General features: G+C 32.1%; 13 protein-coding genes. 3 read left to right on the forward strand and 10 right to left on the reverse strand.

The genetic code is table 11. The features are described from left to right. Positions 1-246 precede the first annotated feature (246 nt). Positions 247-3,099, forward strand: a complete 2,853-nt coding sequence (locus tag UABHE_RS26420) for a hypothetical protein (RefSeq protein WP_372366310.1) — start codon at positions 247-249, stop codon at positions 3,097-3,099. Positions 3,100-3,142: 43 nt separating this feature from the next. Here UABHE_RS26420 and UABHE_RS26425 read toward each other — a convergent pair whose 3' ends face one another. From UABHE_RS26425 to UABHE_RS26435, 3 genes are all read right to left on the reverse strand, one after another. After that, on the reverse strand, positions 3,143-4,687 hold the full coding sequence (locus UABHE_RS26425; RefSeq protein WP_372365609.1) for an RNA-guided endonuclease InsQ/TnpB family protein: 1,545 nt from the start codon (positions 4,685-4,687) through the stop codon (positions 3,143-3,145). An 18-nt stretch (positions 4,688-4,705) separates the two neighbouring features. After that, complete coding sequence (locus UABHE_RS26430) at positions 4,706-5,299, reverse strand: IS607 family transposase (RefSeq protein WP_372365789.1); 594 nt, start codon at positions 5,297-5,299, stop codon at positions 4,706-4,708. A 273-nt stretch (positions 5,300-5,572) separates the two neighbouring features. Further along, positions 5,573-6,244: a hypothetical protein gene (locus tag UABHE_RS26435; RefSeq protein ID WP_372366311.1), complete on the reverse strand. Its 672-nt coding sequence runs from the start codon at positions 6,242-6,244 to the stop codon at positions 5,573-5,575. Positions 6,245-6,437: 193 nt separating this feature from the next. On the opposite strand from UABHE_RS26435, the gene UABHE_RS26440 reads away from it, so the two are divergent. After that, complete coding sequence (locus UABHE_RS26440) at positions 6,438-7,361, forward strand: ATP-grasp domain-containing protein (protein ID WP_372366312.1); 924 nt, start codon at positions 6,438-6,440, stop codon at positions 7,359-7,361. Positions 7,362-7,403: 42 nt separating this feature from the next. After that, on the forward strand, positions 7,404-7,952 hold the full coding sequence (locus tag UABHE_RS26445) for a hypothetical protein (RefSeq protein ID WP_372366313.1): 549 nt from the start codon (positions 7,404-7,406) through the stop codon (positions 7,950-7,952). A gap of 662 nt (positions 7,953-8,614) precedes the next feature. Here UABHE_RS26445 and UABHE_RS26450 read toward each other — a convergent pair. The 7 genes from UABHE_RS26450 to UABHE_RS26480 form a co-directional block, all read right to left on the reverse strand. Next, positions 8,615-9,562: a histone deacetylase gene (locus tag UABHE_RS26450; RefSeq protein ID WP_372366314.1), complete on the reverse strand. Its 948-nt coding sequence runs from the start codon at positions 9,560-9,562 to the stop codon at positions 8,615-8,617. A 976-nt stretch (positions 9,563-10,538) separates the two neighbouring features. Further along, positions 10,539-11,807 (reverse strand): Clp protease N-terminal domain-containing protein, encoded by a 1,269-nt coding sequence (locus UABHE_RS26455; protein ID WP_372366315.1) that lies wholly within the window; start codon positions 11,805-11,807, stop codon positions 10,539-10,541. Positions 11,808-11,827: 20 nt separating this feature from the next. Beyond that, a complete protein-coding gene (locus UABHE_RS26460) occupies positions 11,828-13,642 on the reverse strand; it encodes a Clp protease N-terminal domain-containing protein (protein WP_372366316.1) in 1,815 nt (604 codons plus the stop codon). 25 nt (positions 13,643-13,667) lie between these two features. Continuing rightward, positions 13,668-15,986 (reverse strand): Clp protease N-terminal domain-containing protein, encoded by a 2,319-nt coding sequence (locus UABHE_RS26465; RefSeq protein ID WP_372366317.1) that lies wholly within the window; start codon positions 15,984-15,986, stop codon positions 13,668-13,670. A 108-nt stretch (positions 15,987-16,094) separates the two neighbouring features. Then, positions 16,095-18,788 (reverse strand): pentapeptide repeat-containing protein, encoded by a 2,694-nt coding sequence (locus tag UABHE_RS26470; RefSeq protein ID WP_372366318.1) that lies wholly within the window; start codon positions 18,786-18,788, stop codon positions 16,095-16,097. Continuing rightward, positions 18,781-19,998 (reverse strand): P-loop NTPase fold protein, encoded by a 1,218-nt coding sequence (locus tag UABHE_RS26475; RefSeq protein ID WP_372366319.1) that lies wholly within the window; start codon positions 19,996-19,998, stop codon positions 18,781-18,783. Before UABHE_RS26475 ends, UABHE_RS26470 begins: the two co-directional genes overlap by 8 nt. Continuing rightward, positions 19,995-22,673 (reverse strand): CHAT domain-containing protein, encoded by a 2,679-nt coding sequence (locus tag UABHE_RS26480; RefSeq protein ID WP_372366320.1) that lies wholly within the window; start codon positions 22,671-22,673, stop codon positions 19,995-19,997. Before UABHE_RS26480 ends, UABHE_RS26475 begins: the two co-directional genes overlap by 4 nt. Positions 22,674-22,874: the final 201 nt, after the last annotated feature.

The following is a 22,874-nucleotide window of genomic DNA, read 5'->3' on the forward strand; positions in this document are numbered from 1 at the left end:
TTTTAGTTACCTAAACTTGAGCAACAACAAACTGGTGTACTTACCAAAAGAAATAGAAAAGTGGCAATCTCTTAACTACTTAAATTTATCCAGTAACCAATTAACAGAAATCGGATAATTACAATTTCTTACTAAGTTTATTTGTTATACAATTTTGAACTAAAAGAGGAAAAAAGAAAAGAGATAGCAGAGTGTTACCAAACTGCGAAATATAGAGAGACCTTTATCGCGTAGAAGAGGGCTATCATGAGTTACAATCTAAATGAATTAAAAAAACAAAAGAGAACAGAATCTGTCTGTTTAGAAAAACTACCGCTCTGCGCTTACGAAGAAAAAGATATTAATTTGTTATATGAACTCGCAACAAGCCGGGAATTTATCGAAAATCAAGTAAGATACGACGACAGTTATGATCTTGCCTGCCAAACTATAAAATATGCAATTCTGCTACACTGTGAGAAAAATGAATATACAAAACTTATAGAGCTTTTACAGATATACCAATCGGTAGTTGAGAAAGATAACCAATATGAAATTGCCCAGTGGTTGAGTGAAGAGAAACTAGACAAACTTTTATCCAAATTATACTCTTATCCTGATCAAAAACTGTTTAAAGCTATTTTATATTTGATATTGCTGGAAGAAGATAAAGAACGCATAAAAAAAATATTAGGGGTTTATCGTAAGCGCAAAAAATTCAATTTACAGTTTGTTGATTTTCGAATAATTACTTGGTGGCTAAAGCATGTTTGCGAAAAAGTTACAGTGGATGATCTTGTTTATATTATGAAAACATACGATAATAAATCGAGTGATCACAACTGCGTCGTTCTTGCAAAGATTTTACTAGAAAAACAAATGCCAAAACCAGCCCATAGCATTATGAAAAAAATCGTTAATAAATCGTATAATTATTCAGATGTAATGCTGCAGATAGAGAATGCTTTAAATAAAGGAATTTACGTTGAAGCGGAGCCTGAAGACTCTATATCGTTTTACAAACCTGTGGCTCCAGATATTACTTGCGAATTAGAAAACAATAACATTGACAGCATTTTGCAGCGATTTACATTTGAAGAACGTTCAAGAATACTACAACGATTAGTTTGGGATACTACCGAAGAATCGCAATATTTTTTGGAAAAAGCTTTAGAAAATGCACTAAAAGTTCCTAATGCCGAATCCAAATATGGACACTTACACTCACTTGTGTTATCAGCATTATACTCAGATAATTTCGAATTTGCTCAAGAAGTAGTAAATCACTTTCAAAAAGATTATGATCGCAATGAGGCCATGAGAATTATTGCGGCAAAATATTTTTTACAAGGAAAGATTGAACAAGGATTGGCATTATGGCGGGATCCTACACATAATTACGAGTATGTAATGCTATATGATGATTTCTCCACATATCCAAACAGTAAAAAAATCTTGTTGGCTTTTTTAAAAAAGCTACTGTCTAAAGAAAAACAACAAACAAATGTCCACGGCTCTATTGTAAAAATTCTGTTTAATAAAGGGAAACCTGTAAAAGCACTGGAAGCAGTTAAATATATAAAAGATGAAAAACTTAGATGCGAAATGTTACTTCAAATAGTCAAAAAAATCTCGCCATGCACTGCAGAATTTGAAATGGCTTTAGATAATATTTTTACTGCCTGTAAAAGCTTAAATCGTTTTGATGTTTTGTTTGTAGAAGCTGATCTTTGTGATTTTTTGGTTGAAACAGATAAAAATCGCGCACAAGAACTATTTATTTCGCTCTGTCAAAAACTACCGTGTACAGATATCGAAACTTTTATAAAAGTAAAATACTCCGGTGAGTTTTTCAATATTTTCGTTAAAATCTTTGCCATTGCTCATCAACTATCTAAATTGGATTTTTTGGAACAGACTATTAGTAATAGAAAAGACATTCTCAGTATGTTCAAAGAGTGCAAAGTAATTGAAATTCTAGAACAAGAGAGCATGAATGGAGAGGAAAAAACTTTTCTACTCGCATACGCAGCTACAAAACAGTGGTATAATGACCGTTTCAAATTACTTTTTGCACCAATTTTAAATGCACTGTATGGAAGAAAAGCATTTTCTTTGCTTATAGAATGTGTAAAATCTGAAATAAAGTTTCATTCCTCTGATTATCAAAAGCACCTTGACTATCCAGAAAAAGCTGTAACAAGGAGAGCTCGTGCCTCTAATTACAACAAGTATCTTGACTATGCCACACAATGTATTTATCCGAAAATGGATATGAAAGATATCAGAGCTTTTGTAAAGCTTCATTGGACAGGTATTCATCTTAAAGAGTTGGCTGCTAACCTATTAAGCTGTGGACACTCTACTTATTTTGTAAAAAGTGCATTTACTATAACCTCTCCAGAAATCACCTCTCGTTTTAATCATTCTAAAATCATGCAGCTACTAGAACATATGCAACAGATAGAATTTTTTTTTGAAGTAGGCGCTTCTCGCGAAAAGAGTACACGCAACAAATCTCTCAAACAATCTACATCCGAAAGCACAAATCACAGTATAATTAGTATCATGTTAAAGAAAGGAAACCATCGCCAAGCTATTCGGTTTGCACAACATTGTTCTTCCGAAGAGAGTCTACTATATTACATTTTTTCTACCATTTTAGATACAGAAGAAAAATATGAATATATGCCGCGCTTAAAAAATCTAAAAGGTAATGCGAAGGCTATTAAGCTTTCTACTTCAGAACAAATAGATTTATGCAAAGAGTTTTTGGACGGATGTCCTTGTGAACCTATTTTGCTATGCCTTGTAAGAAATGAGAACTGGACTAAAGTTGAATCCTTTATCGATAGAAATTCGCATACAAAATTAACGTCAAAAACTTTCTCCAAGTTAGCTATAATTGCTGCCAAGCAGAAAAGGAACTTACTAGCATTTAAATGCCTAAACAATATAAAGTTACAAAGCGTTTTTGAACAGACAATAGAAAATTGTATCTCTCATTTTGCGAAAAATAACTCGTGTCGCACATTCACTGAGTTTTTACAGCCGCATATACCTCGACTAAATAATTGTGAAAAGATTTTACAAAAGTGGCTAGAAAGTATTGCTCTATAGTTCACGAAAACATGATCAAATATTACATTTAATGAATTTTCATTTAAAAAGGAGTGATCCTTTTGGGGAATACTACTATGCCCTCTATCCCGTTAGCAAAAGCATTCGGGATTGCTTTTCGAATAATGTTTGCTGCCCCGTTGATATCAGCATTAAGCAAAATATTTTGTTTAGACCTAAATAGACCTCGTTTAACACGGCGTCCCAAATAATTTTGATGTTTCTTGATCGGTTCACTGTCTAAGAAAGAACATTTAGAAGTGTAACTTTCTTCTTGAATAAGAACTTCAATACCAGCAAGTTGGGCTTTGTAGGTAAGTTGGTTAACAAACTGAGAATGGGGAATAGAAACAAAATTTTGATTATTCCTTTTGCCAATGTTAATCTGTTGCTTCCAATCATCGTTTTTGCCAATAACTAATGTTCCAATACTTTTCTCAACTAGCAATTTAATGATATAGCGACTAGATTGATGAAGGTAGTTGCTAACAACGCAATTTCTTTTGTATGTAAGTTTTTCAATTCTTCTACTAGTTCCTTTGTTACCGATATAAGACATTAAACAAGAACGCTTTTTGTTAAAAAATTGGTTAATCGATTTTAGAGGTCTACCGTTAATCAAGACAGGAGTGAAGTCTTTTTGATTTGAAGTTATAGCCGCTAAGTTGTTTAACCCAATGTCTATTCCAGCGATTTTGTTTTTATCAAGGTTAGGATTAAGAACTTTATGTTTTCCTAATTGTTTGTAACAATCTTCTAATAATAATCTATTGAACTCAAGTAACTTTTCTTCTTTTGGCTTTTGACTTAATATTTGTTTTGTTACTTTTGATAGTGTTACAGAATCAAAAATATCTTTGTTATAAATTTTTGTTTTGATCAAAGAATTCAATTTATCTGCTATTGCTTTTTTTAATAACTTTGCTGGTTTATCGCATTTGTAGTTTTCTATTTTTTCTTGCAATATTTTTGAACACTTTTTTCTCAAATACAATGATATTGGTGTATCTTTTTGTAGTTCTAAGAGAAATTCCGACGTGATATCTTTTTCTTTGAGTAGATACACTGATTTCTCATAAACAATCTCTATTTTGTACATTCCATATCGAGGAACTATTCTTACCTGTTTGATGTGTTTTTGTTGACATGACAATGTTATGTTACACATTGATAGCTTGATTTTGTTCTTTGTTAATTCTTTTTTGTTTATTGCATCTATTGGGTATAAAACTATATTCCGTCCGTTACTCTTATGTTTATACTTTGGCAATTTTGGTTTTGCCTTGAATTTATTTGGATTGATCTTGTATCCTTCTAACCCTCTAAAAAATGATTCGAAGTTTTTGCACAATACTCTTAATATCTGCTGACTTACTTTTGTTGGTAGTGCGTAATAGTCTGGCTGCTTACTTTGTTGTAGCTCTTTTTGAAGATTTTCGTAACCTATAAAACCTTTTCCTGCAAAAAAATTTTGACGCACTACATACAATCCAGCATTATATAGATTTTTTGAACGGAAACTTAAGTCGTCCAGTTCAGAGTATTTTTTATTATTTTTTGTTATGTTATGTTTTTCTACGAGCTTCATAATTTTGCTTAAACTCACTTATTTTTCAGTTTTACTCATTTCTTCTTCTAACTCTTTTATAATTTTCTCTGTTCGCCTCTTGTTTCTTCTCAACCCATATAATCTAGCACAAAAAGAAGTAATTATACTTACGAAATCTTGCATCAAGTCCTCTTTATCACCACTTGTTTTGTTTATTACTTCTATTTTTTTATTTTCTTTTGCTAATAATATTTCAATGTAATTTAATCCAAATCTTGCCAAACGATCTTTGTGCTCTACTATTAAAATTTCCCAATCATCTGATTCTAAAATTTTCTTTAATTTTGCTCTCTTATCATTTAATCCAGATCCTATTTCTTTGACTTCTTTTGCTATTTGATAGCCTCTAGCACTTGCATAATCTCTTAGGCGGTTGCACTGAGACTCTAGATTTTTTTTATTTTCTGATGATGATACTCGTGCATAAATGATCACGCTTGGCTTTTCTTCCTTAGCTTTTTTTTCCTTTTCGTCGAAAACAACTATTGTTCCTGACGGGAGTTGTTTTCCTTTTATATAGCCTTTTTGCCAATGACGATAAGCTGTTAAATAAGTTATTGAATTCTTTTTTGCATATTCTGATAGTTTCATTACTTTATTATACTTTAGTTTTTCTTTTCAACAAGAACAATTTGATATTTTTTGATAATATTTGATATTGATTTATGTTAAACTTTACTATACTCCAATAATCCTAGTTGCGATATCAAGAATGTTCTGCCATTAATTAAAGCACATCCTGATACTATTTTACTTGCGAAAAGCATTTTAGAGTTTCATCTTCTTCAAACGAGATAAATAGTATTTTAGGAATAAATGAACGAGACATTATTTTGATTTAATCTCAAAATTGGTAGACTAGCTTTAGTAATTGTGTTTGCAAAAACAAGAACGACAAAGTGGGTAAGCGACACTGGAGTTATTGCATTTTCCGCAAACATAACAGCATTGCTCTCCATATTCATAGTTCTTATAGATATTCCATACTCCAAAACAAGGATTACATAAAATTGAATATGGTTTAAATTCATAAGCCCTAAGACCTTTTACTTGTGCTGAAGGGATTTCTTTTCTACAACGAATACAATATCGTAAACCAGTTGTAATATTTCTGTTGTGGGTGAGACATGTTCCGCAACGAATAGCTCTTTCTATCTCCTGTCTTAGTGTGTTGTATTCTATAGCGTCTTGTAGTCTATCAACTCGAAAGCCTATACCACGGCTATCATATTGTAGGTAATATTCAAAATCGACGTTGGTGTAAATCGCAGAATGGTTGGTGAGAATTACTTGTGCAAATATGCGATCTGTAACAAAAATTGTAAGATTTTCTATTTTTGCTATAGTAGTATCTAGACTCTTTTTAGAATAAGAGCAACAAATAAAAACAATAGGTATAGCTAGTTTTCTCAAGTAGTATAATAAAACGTTGTTTACTTCCAACCTGGGAAGCACTATAAAAATATGATTACAAGACGCATGTAAAAAATCTGTAATCGTACGTAGTAATCGCTGCGGAGATATTAATTCTGCCAATTTTGAGACCCTTTACTTGTATATGTCCAGGATTTAAAGCACTATTTATAGACTTTACTTTGAGAAAAGGCAAATCTATTTTACAAAACGCTTCGATACCTTTTTAGGTGTTAATTAAAAATAAAGACTAAGTAGCATATTACTGCCAGTAGCGAAACTTTTCAAAAATGAAAAATACAAAGAAGAATATGAAATGAATTTAGAAATTGTGTATCTATTACCCAACTGGCAATATCTTGAATATGTTTTATCATGCCCAGAATTGAATAACGATCCAGAAAACGATGAACTTCGCATAGCAAATATGATTTGTACAGAAATAAAGATATGCAAAAAAAATCATGTTCCTGTTTATTATATTGTGGCCACAAATACTCCACAACAATTTTCCATTGATCAAAATGGCCAGTGTCATGACTATGAATATCAACTCTTCGATCAACATCATAATGCTATTGCATCTTTGAATGAGAATCTTTTATTGCGAAGCTCTTGCGCAGAAATAGAAAAACCTCTCTCGTATTTAAAATCATTAGGAGGCTCAAGTATTCTTACTTGGCAAGATGAGTGCGCTATTGCCAACTGGCATAAGCATATATCTCTAGAGTTTACAAAAAGAAAGATACTCGAAATCACAAAAGCACAGTTAAATATAGAGCTACTCAATAGTTTTTCTGAAAGAGACCGAGTATTTATCAAGTCAAAAACAAAAAATTTTGGCATTATTACAGATACAAATATTTCGCATTTTGATATTGCAAACTCACTCGCTGCGCTTCCTGACGATGAAATTCTCATTATTTCAGAACCTTTGGATCTTTGTTGCGATGAACATGGTCCAATAGAATATCGCGTATGGGTTTCACAGTACCAAATGATAAGCATTTCTCGTTATATTGATGAGGAAACACAATACGATACGCATAAAGATATAAATAAGTTTGTTGAAAGATTTATCACGAAGTACAAAGATGTATTTCCCGCACACTATATTTTGGATGTCGGAGTTGATTATAACGTAGGATTTTCAGTAATTGAATTAAATGGGATGATCGCCAGCGGTCGTTACTACCACAATAACTTTGATGCTTTTTTAAAAGTCCTTAAACAGGATTAAATCGATAAAAAGTAAGACAAATTGTTGAGAGATGAAGAACAAATGCCAATTATATTTCCGTGGAATAAAAAAGAGTGTATTGTCAATACAATTGAAGATAGAAAACAATATACTCTTTTTACTCTATCTGACAAATCCTCTTTCAAAATAGGTATTCCATTACAGCAGCTGAATAAACTAATAAGACAGGATCTTTGTGCTAATGTTGAATGCATAAATTTGAAGATATTTTTACCTAGATTTGAAATGACTTCAGATCAATGGCTGGAAATTTCGCAAATACTAGCTAGGAATTCGGAGATACAAGATGCTTTTAGTAAATCTTCTAAATTTCAAGAACTAATCAAGTTGGATTATAACTCTTTGCGACAATTACCGATTTTATTATATTCTGGTGGATATAAAGTTGGCTTCCTATATCTTTCTTATCCTGTAAATTTTCATAAAAAACGCAACCTGGCTAAAAATTGTTACATGAATTTTTTTTGGCACAAAGGTCATTGTATAAGAGTTGTGGTTGATTTGCAAAATAATATCATTACTAAACTGCAAAGCGCTTTTGATGTAAATCATTATATTGGAGAATATTAGAAATAGGAAATGTGGTAAAAACTTAATTAGAGTTACACTGTTTCCTATATGTTTAATTTTATTTTACATTTTGGTAGATGCCATGGTTCCTTTGAATGCCTCTCTCACTACGAAAAAATAAGTAAAGCATGTTCTCGATGTAAAAAGTTAGGTGATTTTTTTTCCCTTGGAGTAATATATCTCGTAATAGATAGGAAACGAAAAAGTTTAAAAATTTTTATTACTTTCGGAGAATGGAGGCATTGCTTCTTTAGTTTTGATATTGTTGGACAAGGAAAAAGAGGAAAGCTGATCAATAGAAAGAATTTGTATTTCCCTCGTATGTCAATGCCATTTAAACATCTTGTTGAACTTGGAAAACAAGACCCAAATTATTATAATTTAGCGATTTAGTTTTTGAAAAGTAAGAGAAGATAAAATCCTAAGATAATAATTCTGTGTCCGAAGAACCACGTTTATACGAAACTGTGGACAAGAAGATGTATATCTATGCCTATTTCAATAAATCTATTTATTTGTTTTTCGTGGAATCCTTTCCGATGGTTTTCAATGCATCCTTATAAACACCTTTTTCGTAAAAAATAAATCTCAATTTTTTGCGGTAAAGAGCTGATCAAAAAATAGCCTTGTTATGAACACTATCGAATTGATTTTTTTGAATATTATTGTAGAGCTAACAAATGATTTTTATATATTTGAACTAATGATTGACCAATAATATTAGCACTGTCTTTACTGTAACCTCCAGACAGCAGCATTAATATTGGTATTTTATTCTCTACTGCATAAGAAAAAACAAGATGATCGCGTTGAATAATTCCTTCTGCTGAAACACTCAAACCTCCTAAACGATCTTTTTTATATATATCGGTGCCAGCATTATAGATAATTAGATCTGCTTTAAATTGATTACATTTTTGTAATCCTTCTTGTACAAAAGACAAATAATCCTCATCTTTGACATAAGAGGCCAGTGGATAATCGAAATTAATATGTTTCATCGCTGTGATGTCTAGAGGATATATTTGGCCGTTATAAATATCAAAGGTACAAACTCTTGGATCATCTTGTAAAATAGCTTCAAAACCATTCCCTTGATGTGCATCTAAGTCGATGATTAACACTTTTAGTTCTGGTTGTTTCTTCCACAATTTACGAATAACAATAGGAATATCAGCAAAAAAACAAAACCCTTCGCCACTACTGGCTTTTGCGTGGTGATATCCCCCGGAAAGATTGATTGCCCATCCATACTTCATCGCTAATTCACCACCGAGAATAGTCCCCCCTGTTCCATATTTCATTGGATTTAATAAGCGATTTTGTAATAACATATTAGGAACCATTGCCAAAAGCTTCACTTCTGCTATCTTAGCAACATTTGCTGAAGATGATAATGATGCTAAATATTCTGGAGAATGCGCTATTTGTAGTTCTTGTTCGCTAACAATTTCTGGCGTATAAAAGTTTTGTTTTTTTAGTGCTAGATGTTTACACAAGTATTTGTAAACTTTACTATATTTACAAGTATCAAAAGGATGTAATTTTTCTATACCGCATAAAGTAATATCATAATGTTTGGAAAAAATAATCGGGATTTTATTCATCATTTTATCTAATTTCATAAGACTTAAAGAAAAGTATGACACCTGTGCCAAGGGCCATGAAAAAAATAAAGAGAAGAACTATGCAAATTTAGCAAATGCTTTAGAAAAATAAACTTCAGAAAATTGATATAATCTCTCGTTGTACCAAATTCCTATCTTCAGCAACAGTTCCTTTTTTGTAGTACATTAAACTTCTATTGATAGTCAAAAGTTCGATGCGTAGATTTTTAGTTTTATGTTTAACTAGAACATCATTCAATACAGATAAAAATATAACGGATTCATTTAATGATACGCCAGTAGTATTGAGCCCGAGCCCGTTTGCGAGCCCGCGCCCGAAAACTTTTTGAGAGCGACAGAAAGTGATTTATTGGTTCAATACTAGTTTTTTGCGATGGAAAAAGAAACTTTGCTTCTTTGATAAATTGTTAGTGAAAGTTTCGGAAACGGGCTCGCAAACGGGCTCGGGCTCGAAAAAACACACAATATTTTGAATGATGAGACGCCCTAACTAGCGATAAAAAAATTACTCAAAATTAAAAATTACAATGCACAAACAAAAATGAGTACAAGTTTTTGCTATCCTACGTTAGGAATAGTAGATATATCAATAGATACAGAATACAAGAAGGAGAAGTAATAAGAGATGTTTCTAATATTGTAATTTAATGTGTTCTTAATAAAAATTATTCTGGAAGTAAGATGCATGCGAAAAAATATCATATAATAAGTGCTTTTACAGTACTGGTGGTCACAGCATTTTTTTGGAGATAGACTTAAACCAAATAGATTATTGATGACGGCATGTATTGGTCCAATAGCTTTTATCTACGTCTGGTTTAAACACTCTTCTTACGAAGATGCAAAAAACCGTTCCCTTCCGTTTTGGCATGTAATAGCCTTCACACTTTTAATTTGCATGATTATAGAAATTAAGTGATGTGCATTTCAGATTAGTAAAAATGTGCGATACACAAGCTTATAGAACACGATCAAAAAAGTTAGCAACACTTTTCGAATCTAAGACAAATTTTGTATCTTTTTGCCACCATTGAGTCTTGTTTTCTCCATATATTGAAAATCCGGTTACTTTAGAAAGAATATTGGCAATACATTGATCCAACATATCGATATTTCGCGTAGGTTTTTCGCGCTCTGTTTCAAGTTGATCTGCAATTTCTACTATTTTTGTTAATGCACAGTCGCGAATTTCTATATCATAATACTGCTCATATTTTTTTCGCGTTTTTTTTAATATCAGCAATATGTCTTTATTCGGAAGAGGCTGTACTATAACTGGTTGAAACCTAGCATCTAAAGTTTTGTCAGATTTAATGTACAAAAAATAATTTTTTCTAGTAGTAATACCTATACAGCGAATGGCTTTTCTTAAATCCAGCTTTATAATATCAAAAGCTTTAATACCACCATCTTTATGGCAAAATGCTAGATTGTGAATATCATCAATTACTAAAATAATGTTTTCAGATTTTCGAACTTCAGCGAGTATTGCTTTAAGTCTTTCTTCTAACTGACCAGGACTGTTTATATCTTGCATCAGTATCTCGCAATTCAACCCCAAAAAAAGATAGTCGGGCATAGAATGTGCCAATTGATGAACAATAGTGGTCTTTCCGACACCTATCTCACCAACTATAAGAGGATTACGATTTTCGCGACAAATAAGTATCTCTTGCATTTGTTGTAATTCGCAATCTCGACCGATAAAATAATTAACTGCACCACGATTATTTATGTTGGTTGAATATTGGGTGAAATGATCGAGAGCTGGTGTTTTAATCTCCTCGTCTTCTTCTATACTCAGAAACTCTAAAACTTCTTTCTCAACCTCTTCTAATTGAACTCCTAAATATCCTAATATTTGCGCCGCAGTACTTTCTTGTTGTTTTATCAAGCCCAATAGTAAGTGTTCTGTACCGATGTAATTGTGCCCTAAATTGTTAGCTTCTTCTAAACTTGATTCTAAAACTTTTTTTGCACGAGGAGTAAAAGGAAGTTGTTTGGTTTGCAAATTCTCGCTTAATTTGGCACTTTTTTCCACCTCTAAACGTATATTATCCAAGCTAAGGTCCATGTTTTTTAGAACATTAGCCGCAACCCCACTTCCTTCTCGTATTAATCCTAACAAAATATGCTCTGATCCAATATATACGCTATTAAATCTTTGCGCTTCTTCTCTAGAAAGAGACATTACTTTGCGTGCGCGTTCTGTAAATCTTTCGTACATTAATTATCCTTGTTACTAAGTTATAGATCAGAAATCAGTATATCATCTATTTTTTGACACAGCTCGCTACTAAACTGAACATTAATTGCATGAAAGAAATGTTCCTTTACTTTTTGTTTATTGGTAACTGAAGGTAAAATCTTTTGGTTTTTCATTGCGTCCATTTCCCAAGTCGCGACAACAATAATGTTTTTAAGAGAAATACTATTTCCAAAATCGTCTTGCCAATATCCTGTTGTAGCAGCTTGTAGAATTAGATCCAATATTTGTGGACTGGCTCGATTTATATTTTTGATATATAGTAATGAGCAAGGGTTATAAAAAAGCTGCTTACTTAGTTTTTCCAAACAAAATGAAGAAAAATCTTCTGCGTCGAAAGAAATAAACTTTGAATGATGAAATAGATGTTCGCATATAGATTTTGCAGCGCAATTTTCTTCAAAAAGAGGTAATACAAAAAAACCAAGAACTCCAAGTGGTTCTGCTACACCTGTAAGCCTCTGGCAAATAACTCTTAGTATTGATTGGTAGTGACTTTTATCGGTATCAAAATCATTATCAAACGATTTGTGTCCTAGTGCATGGCGTAAAATATGAAAAGGAATCTTTGTTATCTCAGATAAAGATTCACATGTAAGAAATTCGCTGTCTTCTGATGAATTAGAGAGCTTGTTTTTTGCAATAATTCGATCAAATACACCAAGCGCTTCTTCTAAAGAAATGCAGTGCGGTAAAAAATAACGAATAGTTTTTTCTATTTTATGTATCTGCATTTGAGGTTCGTAGTTTTGGTATTGCTTGCGCTTGTGTTCTAGAATTTGCTGCATTTGATTGCGATTAGATGAATCGATATTGACAGGCTGAAATAACCCTAAAAAAGTATTATCTTGTCTTAGCATTCTTCGATATTCGCAAGTAGAAGTCGCCGCTATTAGTTTTATTTTTTTTGAAGACATAGCTAGTTTTATAGCATAAGAAACCGGTAAATATGTGGTGCGAATATCAAAAAGAATATGGAAATCATCAATAAAAAGAATAATGTTTTTAGATCGCACGGTTTCCGTTGTAATAGCTATAATACGCTCTTCTAATTGGCCGCGATATTTTGTTCCAGCAACTAACATTGCCAAATCAAGTTGAATGATGCGATAATCATTTACTTGCTCAGGAACCATAAAGTTTTTTAGTTGTACCAAACTGGTAATGATATTCTTCCCTGTTCTCGAAAGATCTAAAAGAATAGGACTTTTATTTTGGCATAGTAAAATTTGAAAAACGCGCTGCGTTTCTTGTTGATACTCGGGAGCCAAATTTAAATTTTCTGCGCGAACTGTTAAATCTTTGCCAAAAGCATCAAGCGCAGGTGTTTTTGATTTTGTTGAGCTAGTTTGTTGAAACTCTGCACCTAAAAATTCTAATACTTCTTCTCTAACATCCTCTATTTTAAGAGATAACTTTTTAAGAACTTTCGCAGCAGTGCTTTCTTCTTCTCTAAGTAACCCTAACAATAAATGCTCAGTATCTATGTAATTATGCCCTAAATTGTTAGCTTCTTCTAAGCTGAGCTCTATAGCTTTTTTTGCGCGAGGTGTTAAAGGAAGCTGACTAGTCTGTAAAGTGCTAGAACCAGGTTCAATCACTTTTTCTATTTCTAAACGAATTATTCTCAACTCTACATCCATATTTTTTAAAACATTAGCTGCAGCACCGCTTCCTTCTTCTGCCAGCCCGAGTAATATGTGCTCTGGCCTTATGTTTTCATGGTTAAATCTTTGTGCTTGTTGTCTTGATAGACTCATTACTTTGCGTGCACGTTCAGTAAACCATTCGTACATTAAACAAACTCCCATTTACAATAACTTAGTTATTTTCAGTAAAAGTCAAACTTGTTTTATCACAGCCGATAAAAACTCCGCATTCCTTATCTAATTTTCCAGTAATTAATTTTTCGCACATGGGATTTAATATAAGTTGATTGAAGAAGTGTTTCGTACTAAAAAACTTATGGTCTTTACTACAAAAGCTCTTTAGAAGAAAATGGTAAGCTTTCTTGCTAATGTTTATACATATACTATTTTTCCTTAGTCTATCCTTGAACGATTCTAATTCTAGCGTGAAAATAATTGGAATGTTACTATCGTGTAGAGAGGAGAAATAGATTATGTTGTTTATACTAGCAAAGTCATTTCCTAGCAAACTCTCTATTTCTTGGGGTATTTGTTGTTGATTGCTACTATCAAAGTCCACTACATCCCAACTCATAATAATAATAGTATTCTTAAAAGATACAGAGTTGCCAACATCATCAATTAAATATCCATGAATTATTTGCGACAAAATTTGAATATTATCAGAATTTGCTTTGTGTATTTCTTTTATAAAAATTACTGCAAAAGGCTTTAACATTAACTTTTCCAAAAGTTCTGTTAATTCGCGTGGCATATTTGGAAAATTTACAAGTCGGTTAACATGGATACTGTATAAACTTTTTTCATCGTCGCACAAAAATTTGGTTAATAGTTTTGCTAAATGTATTTTGCGAATGTCTAAAACACCATAAAAAACAAAAGGCGCAATAATTTTTGTGTCGCTAACACCAACTATTTTTCGATAAAGAAAATTACAAATATGTTCTCTACTTTCTGTATCGAGAATATCACTAAGTTCGTTGCGTAAACGCGTTAATTGTGAATTCACTTGTTCATCTAACAAAGCATAAGAAATTCCAACTGTTTCAGAAATCACTTGTTTTATACTACACAAATCTACGTCGATAACTACTCTAGTCTCTTTGCGCCAGCTCTCAATGATTGGATTGCGTTTTTTGTATAGTCTCATTACTTTATCGCGAAAGTTAATAGCGCGATTAAAATCTTCATCAATAACAGCTTCCTCTTTTTCTCTATCTAGTTGACGAATTTCGTCATCTATTTTCTTTAATTCTAAAGGTTTAGTTTTCGATTTTAAGCACAACTTCGCTGCCGACTGATCCATCAAGTCAATAGCTTTATCTAACAAAAATCGTCCGGTCATATAACGGCTTGCTAATTCTACTATTACTTTGATAGTTTCATCTTGGAATCGAACATAGTGATGAGTTTCATGCTTATATTGTAGCTCTTTTAAAATAAGAAAAACTTTTTCGTTACAAGGAGGTTCAATAATTATAGTTTGAAAGTGGCTTGCTAAAACACTACTTTTTTCTACATATTCACTATATTTATCGATAGTTGTTGCACCAATACATTGAACTTCACCTCGCGAAAGAGCTGTTTTCAAAATATGAGAAGCATCCATAGTTCCTCCAACACCACCAGCGCCAACAAGAGTGTGCAGTTCATCTATAAATAAAATAATGTTTTTTGAGCGTCGCATCTCAGTAATTATTGCTTTAGCACGTTCTTCAAATTGACCGCGATATTTTGTACCAGCTATCATCATTGCTAAATCCAACGCAACAATTTGCTTATCGTACAACTGTTCAGGGACATCGCCTTTGGCTACTTTTTGTGCTAGCCCCTCAATAATTGCTGTTTTTCCAACACCAGTTTCTCCCAATAATACAGGATTATTCTTAATACAACACAACAAAGTTTCTATAACACACTCGATTTCTTTTTCGCGTCCGATAACAGAATCTAGCTTTTTACTACGCGCCAGCTCTGTTAAATCTTGACAAAAAGCATCAATTGCTGGAGTTTTAGATTTTTCTATAGCTTTTGTTGAAGTTGTTCCTTGATGCTCTGCTCCCAAAAATTCCAACACTTCTACGCGAACATCTTCTAATTTAATGGATAAACTTACTAGAGCTCCTGCTGCAACACTTTCTTTATCTTTAAGTAATGCTAATAATAAATGTTCTGTTCCAATATAGCTGTGTCCTAAATTGTTAGCTTCTTCTAGACTTAATTGTATAGCGTTTTTTGCACGAGGTGTGAAAGGAAGCTGACCAACCTGTAAAACGCTAGAACCAGATTCAACTACTTTTTCTATTTCTAAGCGTACATTTCTCAGTTCCACGTCCATATTTTTTAATACGCGAGCTGCAACACCGCTTCCTTCTTGTATCAATCCTAATAAAATATGCTCTGTTCCTATATATTCGTGATTAAACCTTTGTGCTTCTTGCCTTGATAAACTCATAACTTTACGCGCGCGTTCTGTAAATCTCTCGTACATGGATACTCTCCAAAAATTACACTATTCAAAAAAATCGCTTCTAAAGATTCTAAAAAAATAGCTTTTTTACAAAACATTCTATTTAAATATAGTCTTTTTTTTACTGAGCTACTTTATTTGTACTGTTACTTTTGAAAATACTACTCGGTTTCTACTTTTACTTTTATTTTTTCCTTTGGGATTATAGTTTTTTCTCAAGAAAAAGAATTTTTGTAGTTTTAAAAGGCAATCAAAATTTTTGGTTTGTTTGTCGAGGTATAAATATTCGCACAGTACATGTTCCATAGAAAAAACAGTGCCTTTTAGACGATAAATAGACACCCCTGTTATATTTACTCCATTTAGCGTACTACCGTGAATATTAGCGCCAATAAGATTGGCTTTATAGAGGTTTGCGTTGTCTAACTGACAATATGTCATTGAACTTCCTGCAAAATCTGTTTTTACCAAGTTAGCCCCCACTAAACTACAGTTGTCCATTTTAGCATTTTTAAGAGTATTTTCTTGTAGATGTATTTCTTTTAAGTTGGCTCCGCAGAAATTTACATCGTTTAGGTTTACGTTTTGCATTACTACTTTTGTTAAATTTGCTTCTGCAAAGTTTGCACCCTGTAAATTTACTGTCGATAAATTAGAATTACTCAAATTTGCACCTTGTAAATTGTTTTTTTGCATGTCGACCATTAGAAAATATGCATTTTGTAAACAAGCTTTTTGTAGTTTTGCATAAGAAAAATTTGTCATTATAATACGAGCGAAATTCAAGTTTGCTTTTTCTAAGTTTACTTTTTGTAAATTCGCTTTATTGATGACTGCACCTTGTAAGTTCGCTTCTGTAAGTAAAGCATTTTGCAAGTCCGCACAGGTTAAGTCGGTATTGGCTAGATTGCTATTTTGCAATTTGGCGTTTTGTAAATTTGCACTGCGCAAGTTAATATTTTGCAAATCAAATTCTGACAAATCTAATTGCTGAAGGTTTTTTCGGTGAATGGAAATTACAAATTTCAAAAAGAATTGGCTTTCTGTTCCTAAATCAGAATATTTTATCGTTGGTTGGTGTCCGTTGACTATTTCATCAAAGTAGTTTTCTGCTAGAAAATACTCCATGAAAGATTTGTGAATAAACTTATAATATCCTTCTTGATCGCGGTTTAAAAAACTACAGGTAGTGGTCTCATATTGATAGTAATCTTCTGCGTCTAGATTGAAATCGTCTTTTAGATACTTTTCTTCGGGTTTTGTTAACTCAGAATAGTGTAGAGAAAAGTCTCCTCCTTTATGGATCATTTGTATGGCAAGTTGCCACATAAATTTTCTTTTTCCCTCTGGTTTCATTTGCGCTCGCCAGTCTCCTAAACCAATCCATATATCAGTATATGTTTGATAGAGAGCTGCAACATTGATTTCTTGTTTGCTCTTTAGCGCTGGTAGGGTTTTCACGATCATATCAAGTAGCAGAGGGCGCTCGGATAGCTCTTGCAAGTTATAGGTGTTGCGAATAATTTTTAAGGTTTCTTGCGTTTTTGTTTTATTTTTTGTTACTTTGGCAACATACTCTTCTATTTGTTCATCGCTAAACTCTTTTAATTGAAGTCGCCCTACTTGGTAGTTACTTTTTGTAGCATAATTGCGATATAAAACGGTATAGTTTGCGGTTAGTATTTTCTTTTCTTGGATTTCATTAAAAAAATAATGAGTTCGACATGTCAGAAATACTTTATTCGCGGTTTTAGCAACACTAAATTTTTTGGTGAGAAATAATGTATTTTCAAAAGTTAATTTTGTTAGCTCTTTGAAGTTCGCTGTTGTCAGTGACGAATTGGAAAGAGAAGCCATTTCATCAAAACCATCAACAAAAAACACAAATTTTCCCTGTAAGGCAAACTCTTGAAAAACATCAAAAGATATTTGTATGCCAAATCGATCATAAAATTCTCTAACAATAAGTTTTTCTATATTTATTTTTCCTTTATATTCTCTAAGAGATATAAATATAGGCATGCGGTTCTTATCACTCTTTAGATACTCTTTGGCAAGGTGAACAAAATACTGCAAAGAAAATGATGTTTTTCCTATGCCAAAATCTCCGAGTAAGGTTAGAAAGTTTTTGCTATCGTCTTCAATGAAATTTTTCAGAAAATTGTTTACCGTCCATTCTTGTCCTTTTTGATCAATGCAGTTCGATTCGATATAGTAATCGCATATATTTGCGCGTCCCATCACCTCAACTAAAAAATCTTGATCTTGATCTTTTATTTGCTGCCAGTTTTCGTATTGTCTCACAATTTCTTGATAGTAGTTTCTCAATTTCTGCTTATTTTGCTCATTTTCTTTAGTGTCGTGCGCCTTTACGATATCTACATTACTGAAATCGTAGGTTCCTGAAAGCCAGTGGTAAAAGTCAGGGGCCAATTCAAATAACTTTTTACTAAACTTAGAATTTATCCAAAATACTAAAGAATAAGGTTTTGATTTAAAACGCTCCCGTCCATATTGCAAGTGCTTTATTAACTCATCTTGGTCACTTGTATTTAGTTTCTCTGTTCCAGTAACATGGAAAATATTACTTTTTTCTCCTAGTTGTTCAAACGTCTGCTCAAAAAAAAGAGGAAAGCCCATTTTATGTTTGTCTATCTCTAATTCAAATTGAAATTGTTCACCTAATTCTTTTTTTAGCTTGCATATAATTGCGTTTGCAACACATTCATCTTGATAAAAAGCCAAAAATAGACCACCTGTACGGCAAATACGCAGTTCTGTCACAAGATCGTCATAGTTTTCCTCAACAGATATATTAGTCATAATTTTCTCCATCGATTTGTAAAGCTTTTTCTAAACAAGGGTGAACACCGTACCACAGTATTTCTTGGGAACGATATTCTAAAATAAAAAGATAGTGAAGAAGATAAATAAGGGAATCGTGATCTATATCTTTTGCTCTTGTTTTGTGGATGGTCTCTATTTTGCTTTGATATTGATCAAAATCAAAAATACGTGAATAGTCATTGACATGTTTATTTATTATTCCCACGGTAATCTCTTTATCTATTTTTTGTACATCTTTACGAAATGCTTTTAGGCAGGCGTCTTGCATAAACTTAACCAAATCGCGTAATAAACCACCACTAGAATAAATCAAATGTTTTAATGCTTCCTCATCGATAAGATTTTTGTCAATTCTTTTTAGAATAAGTGTTTTTAAATCGTCAAAAGACTGCGATTGAGGCTCTTTTTTAAAGTCGTACAAATTTACTGGCGAAATAAATTGATCGTTAAACTGATCTCTTAACTGAATAAATGAAGGATGATAGTAACAATGAAGAGGATAAGTAAACAACACTTGTGCTTCAATCATGATCAAAATATTGGCTTCAGTGAAAAAAACTTTTTTCGCAATATTTGTTGCGAGTTTATCTAAATCGTCGATTATTATCAGTACTCTTTTGTTGAAGCTTTTTTGGATTTCTTTACATAACTTCGACAAATTGTGCTGAATACGACCAATTTCTGTTTTTAGTTGACGTCGAACCTCGTTTCTTGTTTCAACTTCTACCTGAAGTTTAAAAAGAACGTCCTCTAAGAGATTCGGATTTCCTTCTATTTCAATTCGATCTTCGAGAAACTCGATTACTTCTTTGAAATCTTGTATAGAATCATTCAGTAAACTTCCCGTAGACTTAAGAACTTGTATATAACAGGTTAATAAAATATCCAAAGATTCAACGTCCATCATATTTAAAACATCGCTTGCTGAAAAAGAAACTACATGGTACTTATCCTCAAGTTCCTCAGCTACTTTATTGAGGATAGTTGACTTGCCACAACCACGATGACCAATAACAAGTATCTTACTTTTTGTTGGAGACTTAGTTATGTGTATAGTCGTTTTAATATTCTCGATGGAGTCTTTTGTAAAGCTCTCAACGTAAAAATCTTTAAGCCCCTGCCCACTAAGAGGTCTAATTTCAAAATTGTTGTACGCATCTATAAATACCTCTTTTTTATCTGTCATGATTTAATTTCCGCTCTGATAAATTTTAAATATTCCTCTAGTGACTTTAAAAATTTTGCCGAATAATCTAAATTGTTTTTTTCTAGAAAGAAAAAACTAGCAGTATTGGCTTCTTTCGGCCCAAAATCAAACATAATTTCCTGGCATCTTTTATGATATTGTTGTGCAATTTTTTGCTCCCATATTGTTTTTTCAGGATACATATCAATAATGAATGTCTTAAATGGCTTATAAACAAATCCCTTATAATATTTATATGTAATTTGGTTATGCTTAAAAATAATCTCTCTGTTGTAAAAAAGTTCATTTCTTTCTAAGAACTGTGAAATCTCTTCCCAAAGATCCTTATCAAGTCCCAACACATCCCTGACTTGAGGATTCCATATTCCGTGAGGAAAGGCGATAACAACTTTAGACAATATGTCTATTTTTGCTTGCGAAAAAAAACTATAAATCAAATAAAAAACTTTGTTTAGAGAATTTCGAACAACTTTGTCCGTCACGGGTTGATTTTTCAGTTTGTTTACTAATGTTACTAAATCATACTTTTGCAATTTAAGTTGACGGAGAGCTAAACATATTGCCAAAGGAAGATATCCGGCGCTTTTTAAAAAACTTGGTATCTTGTTTTCTTGTTCGCGAAGTTTATCCGAAACCGCTACTAATTTTGCAAAATGCCACACTAAATTTTCGGCTTCGTCTTTGCTTAAAATACCCAGATTTACCTCTTTTGTTATTGATGGCATCCAATGCTTTTTTTTATTCGAAATTAATATTACTCGGTTACCATGAGGAAGCTCTTTTGTTAGAAAATTATCTAGCTTTTGTTTTATGTTCGCATTAATTTTTCCACAGTGATCCCAAATTAATAAAGATGGTTTTTGTTTTAAATAGTTGAGTACGTAATTGTGCTTTTCTTTTGTATTATCTTGATCATCTATTTGTAAATAAATTTCATTTATAATTTGATCTATATTGACACTATCAGCACTATGAAAATCATACCAAAAATGCCCTCCTTTGAAAACATTGCACAATCGAGACCAGCGACTTACCATTTTACCAATAGTGGTTTTTCCTGTTCCAGGATATCCTTGCAAATTAATAATAGACACATTTTCCATTAGCGCACGATCTAGAATTAAATGATCTTGATCCCTTTGAACAAATTCATGTTGCTGAATAAAATAATCTTGCTTTGTGTATTGATTATTGACAGGTTTAGATAATATTTTTGGTAATTGATAGCTAACATTTTGATACAAAAGAGGGTTAAACCACCTATCGATACCATTTCGCGCTAGAAAAACAGACATTTCTATGCTATTTTTTTGAATATATCTATAAAAAAGTTCAAAAAAATCAGCAGCGCTTTCTTTATGCTCTTTATCATGAATTGCCAACAAAGCTGAATTTTCTAACCTAGAAGCAAGATCAAAGTAAAATCTATGACTATGATTTAAGACATTAGTACTTATAATAAAAAGTAAGACTTGGCAATTATTTATATGACACTGTAACCTTTCAGCTGTAACTCTCTCTACCTTTACTTGTCCTTTTTTTTCACGACTTTCGAAGCATAATGTACTCTGCTGCACTCCATCATCCCATTCTCCATGCCCATCAAAATGAATAATGTGATAATCTTTCTCGCTTACTTGTTTAATAAATTCTTTGTATGTAGGAGGACGTAATATTTCCAATTGAATCAGACTTTGCTTACTTAGATAATTTAACTCTTCAAATGTTTTTCTAGCCTCTTGTAATTGCAAAAACTTTTTGTTATCAGGTCGAGCTAATATATACAATATTTTGATTGTATCATTGCCGTTTCTGATAGATGCTGATGTTTGATTTGAATACATTATTTTACGAGTAATAGAACTTTTGTGGGCAAAATAGTATGATTCTTTAGAAGCACGTAGTAATTCCCAGGGTAATTTACCAAGTTCTGAATTTTCTAATACAAATTGAATCTCAGGAAGTTTGTGTTCTTGATAATAAGAGTCCAAAAAGTTATTAATTTTCTTATTAAAAATAATAGAAGATAAATTTTCGCTATGTAATTGTAATTCTTTTTTTGTTAATAAAGATAAATTTAATTTCTGGATCTTTTCTACTTGAAAAAAGCAAAACTTGTGGTTGATCTTTGTTTTTCTATCAGAAAGTGTTATCGAATATATTTTGCGAGGTTGTTTTAAAAACTTTTCAGTAATTTTAGATATTATCTTAAATATAAGTTTTTCTCGAACAACAAACACTATTTTATGAGATTTAGAAACATGATCGACAGCTAAATGTTCTGGAATAGAATTTTGTACTCGTGGTAAAATACCTTCCTCTGGAACAAACACTATTTCTTTCTGTCTTGTTTGTGGAAGTGCTTTATTTTCTTCTATTTTCTCATACGCTTTGTATTCGGAAAGCTTTTTAGCAAAATCGCCTTTGTACTTCGTTGTATTATCATTAGAAGCAGCAATCATTAAGGTTTCAATTTTTCCTTGCTTATCTATTTCATCAACAAGTTGGCTGCATAGTTCTCTTATATTTCGATATCCCTTTGGAAATGTTCCGTAATCAATACTAGATCGATGAGCCAATTCCTTTAAATTTTCTTCATTATCATTAGAATACTTTACTAAAAGATCACAAAGCTCTGCTCTAAAATTATTCATTTTCAACTTCTCATACTCTACACATAAAACTTGACTTTTAGAAAGACGTTAAAATATTTACACATTTCACTTAAAAGTATTTGAAAAATTTTAAATTTGTTATAATATTTTAGCAAATACTAAAAGTAGTACAATATTTTTTGATAATTCTGTATTTTTTGTAAAACAGTAATTTATGTATGGTGTTTAAAATGTCTCTTT

Source organism: Candidatus Uabimicrobium helgolandensis, assembly GCF_041508025.1.
GTDB lineage: Bacteria > Planctomycetota > Uabimicrobiia > Uabimicrobiales > Uabimicrobiaceae > Uabimicrobium > Uabimicrobium helgolandensis.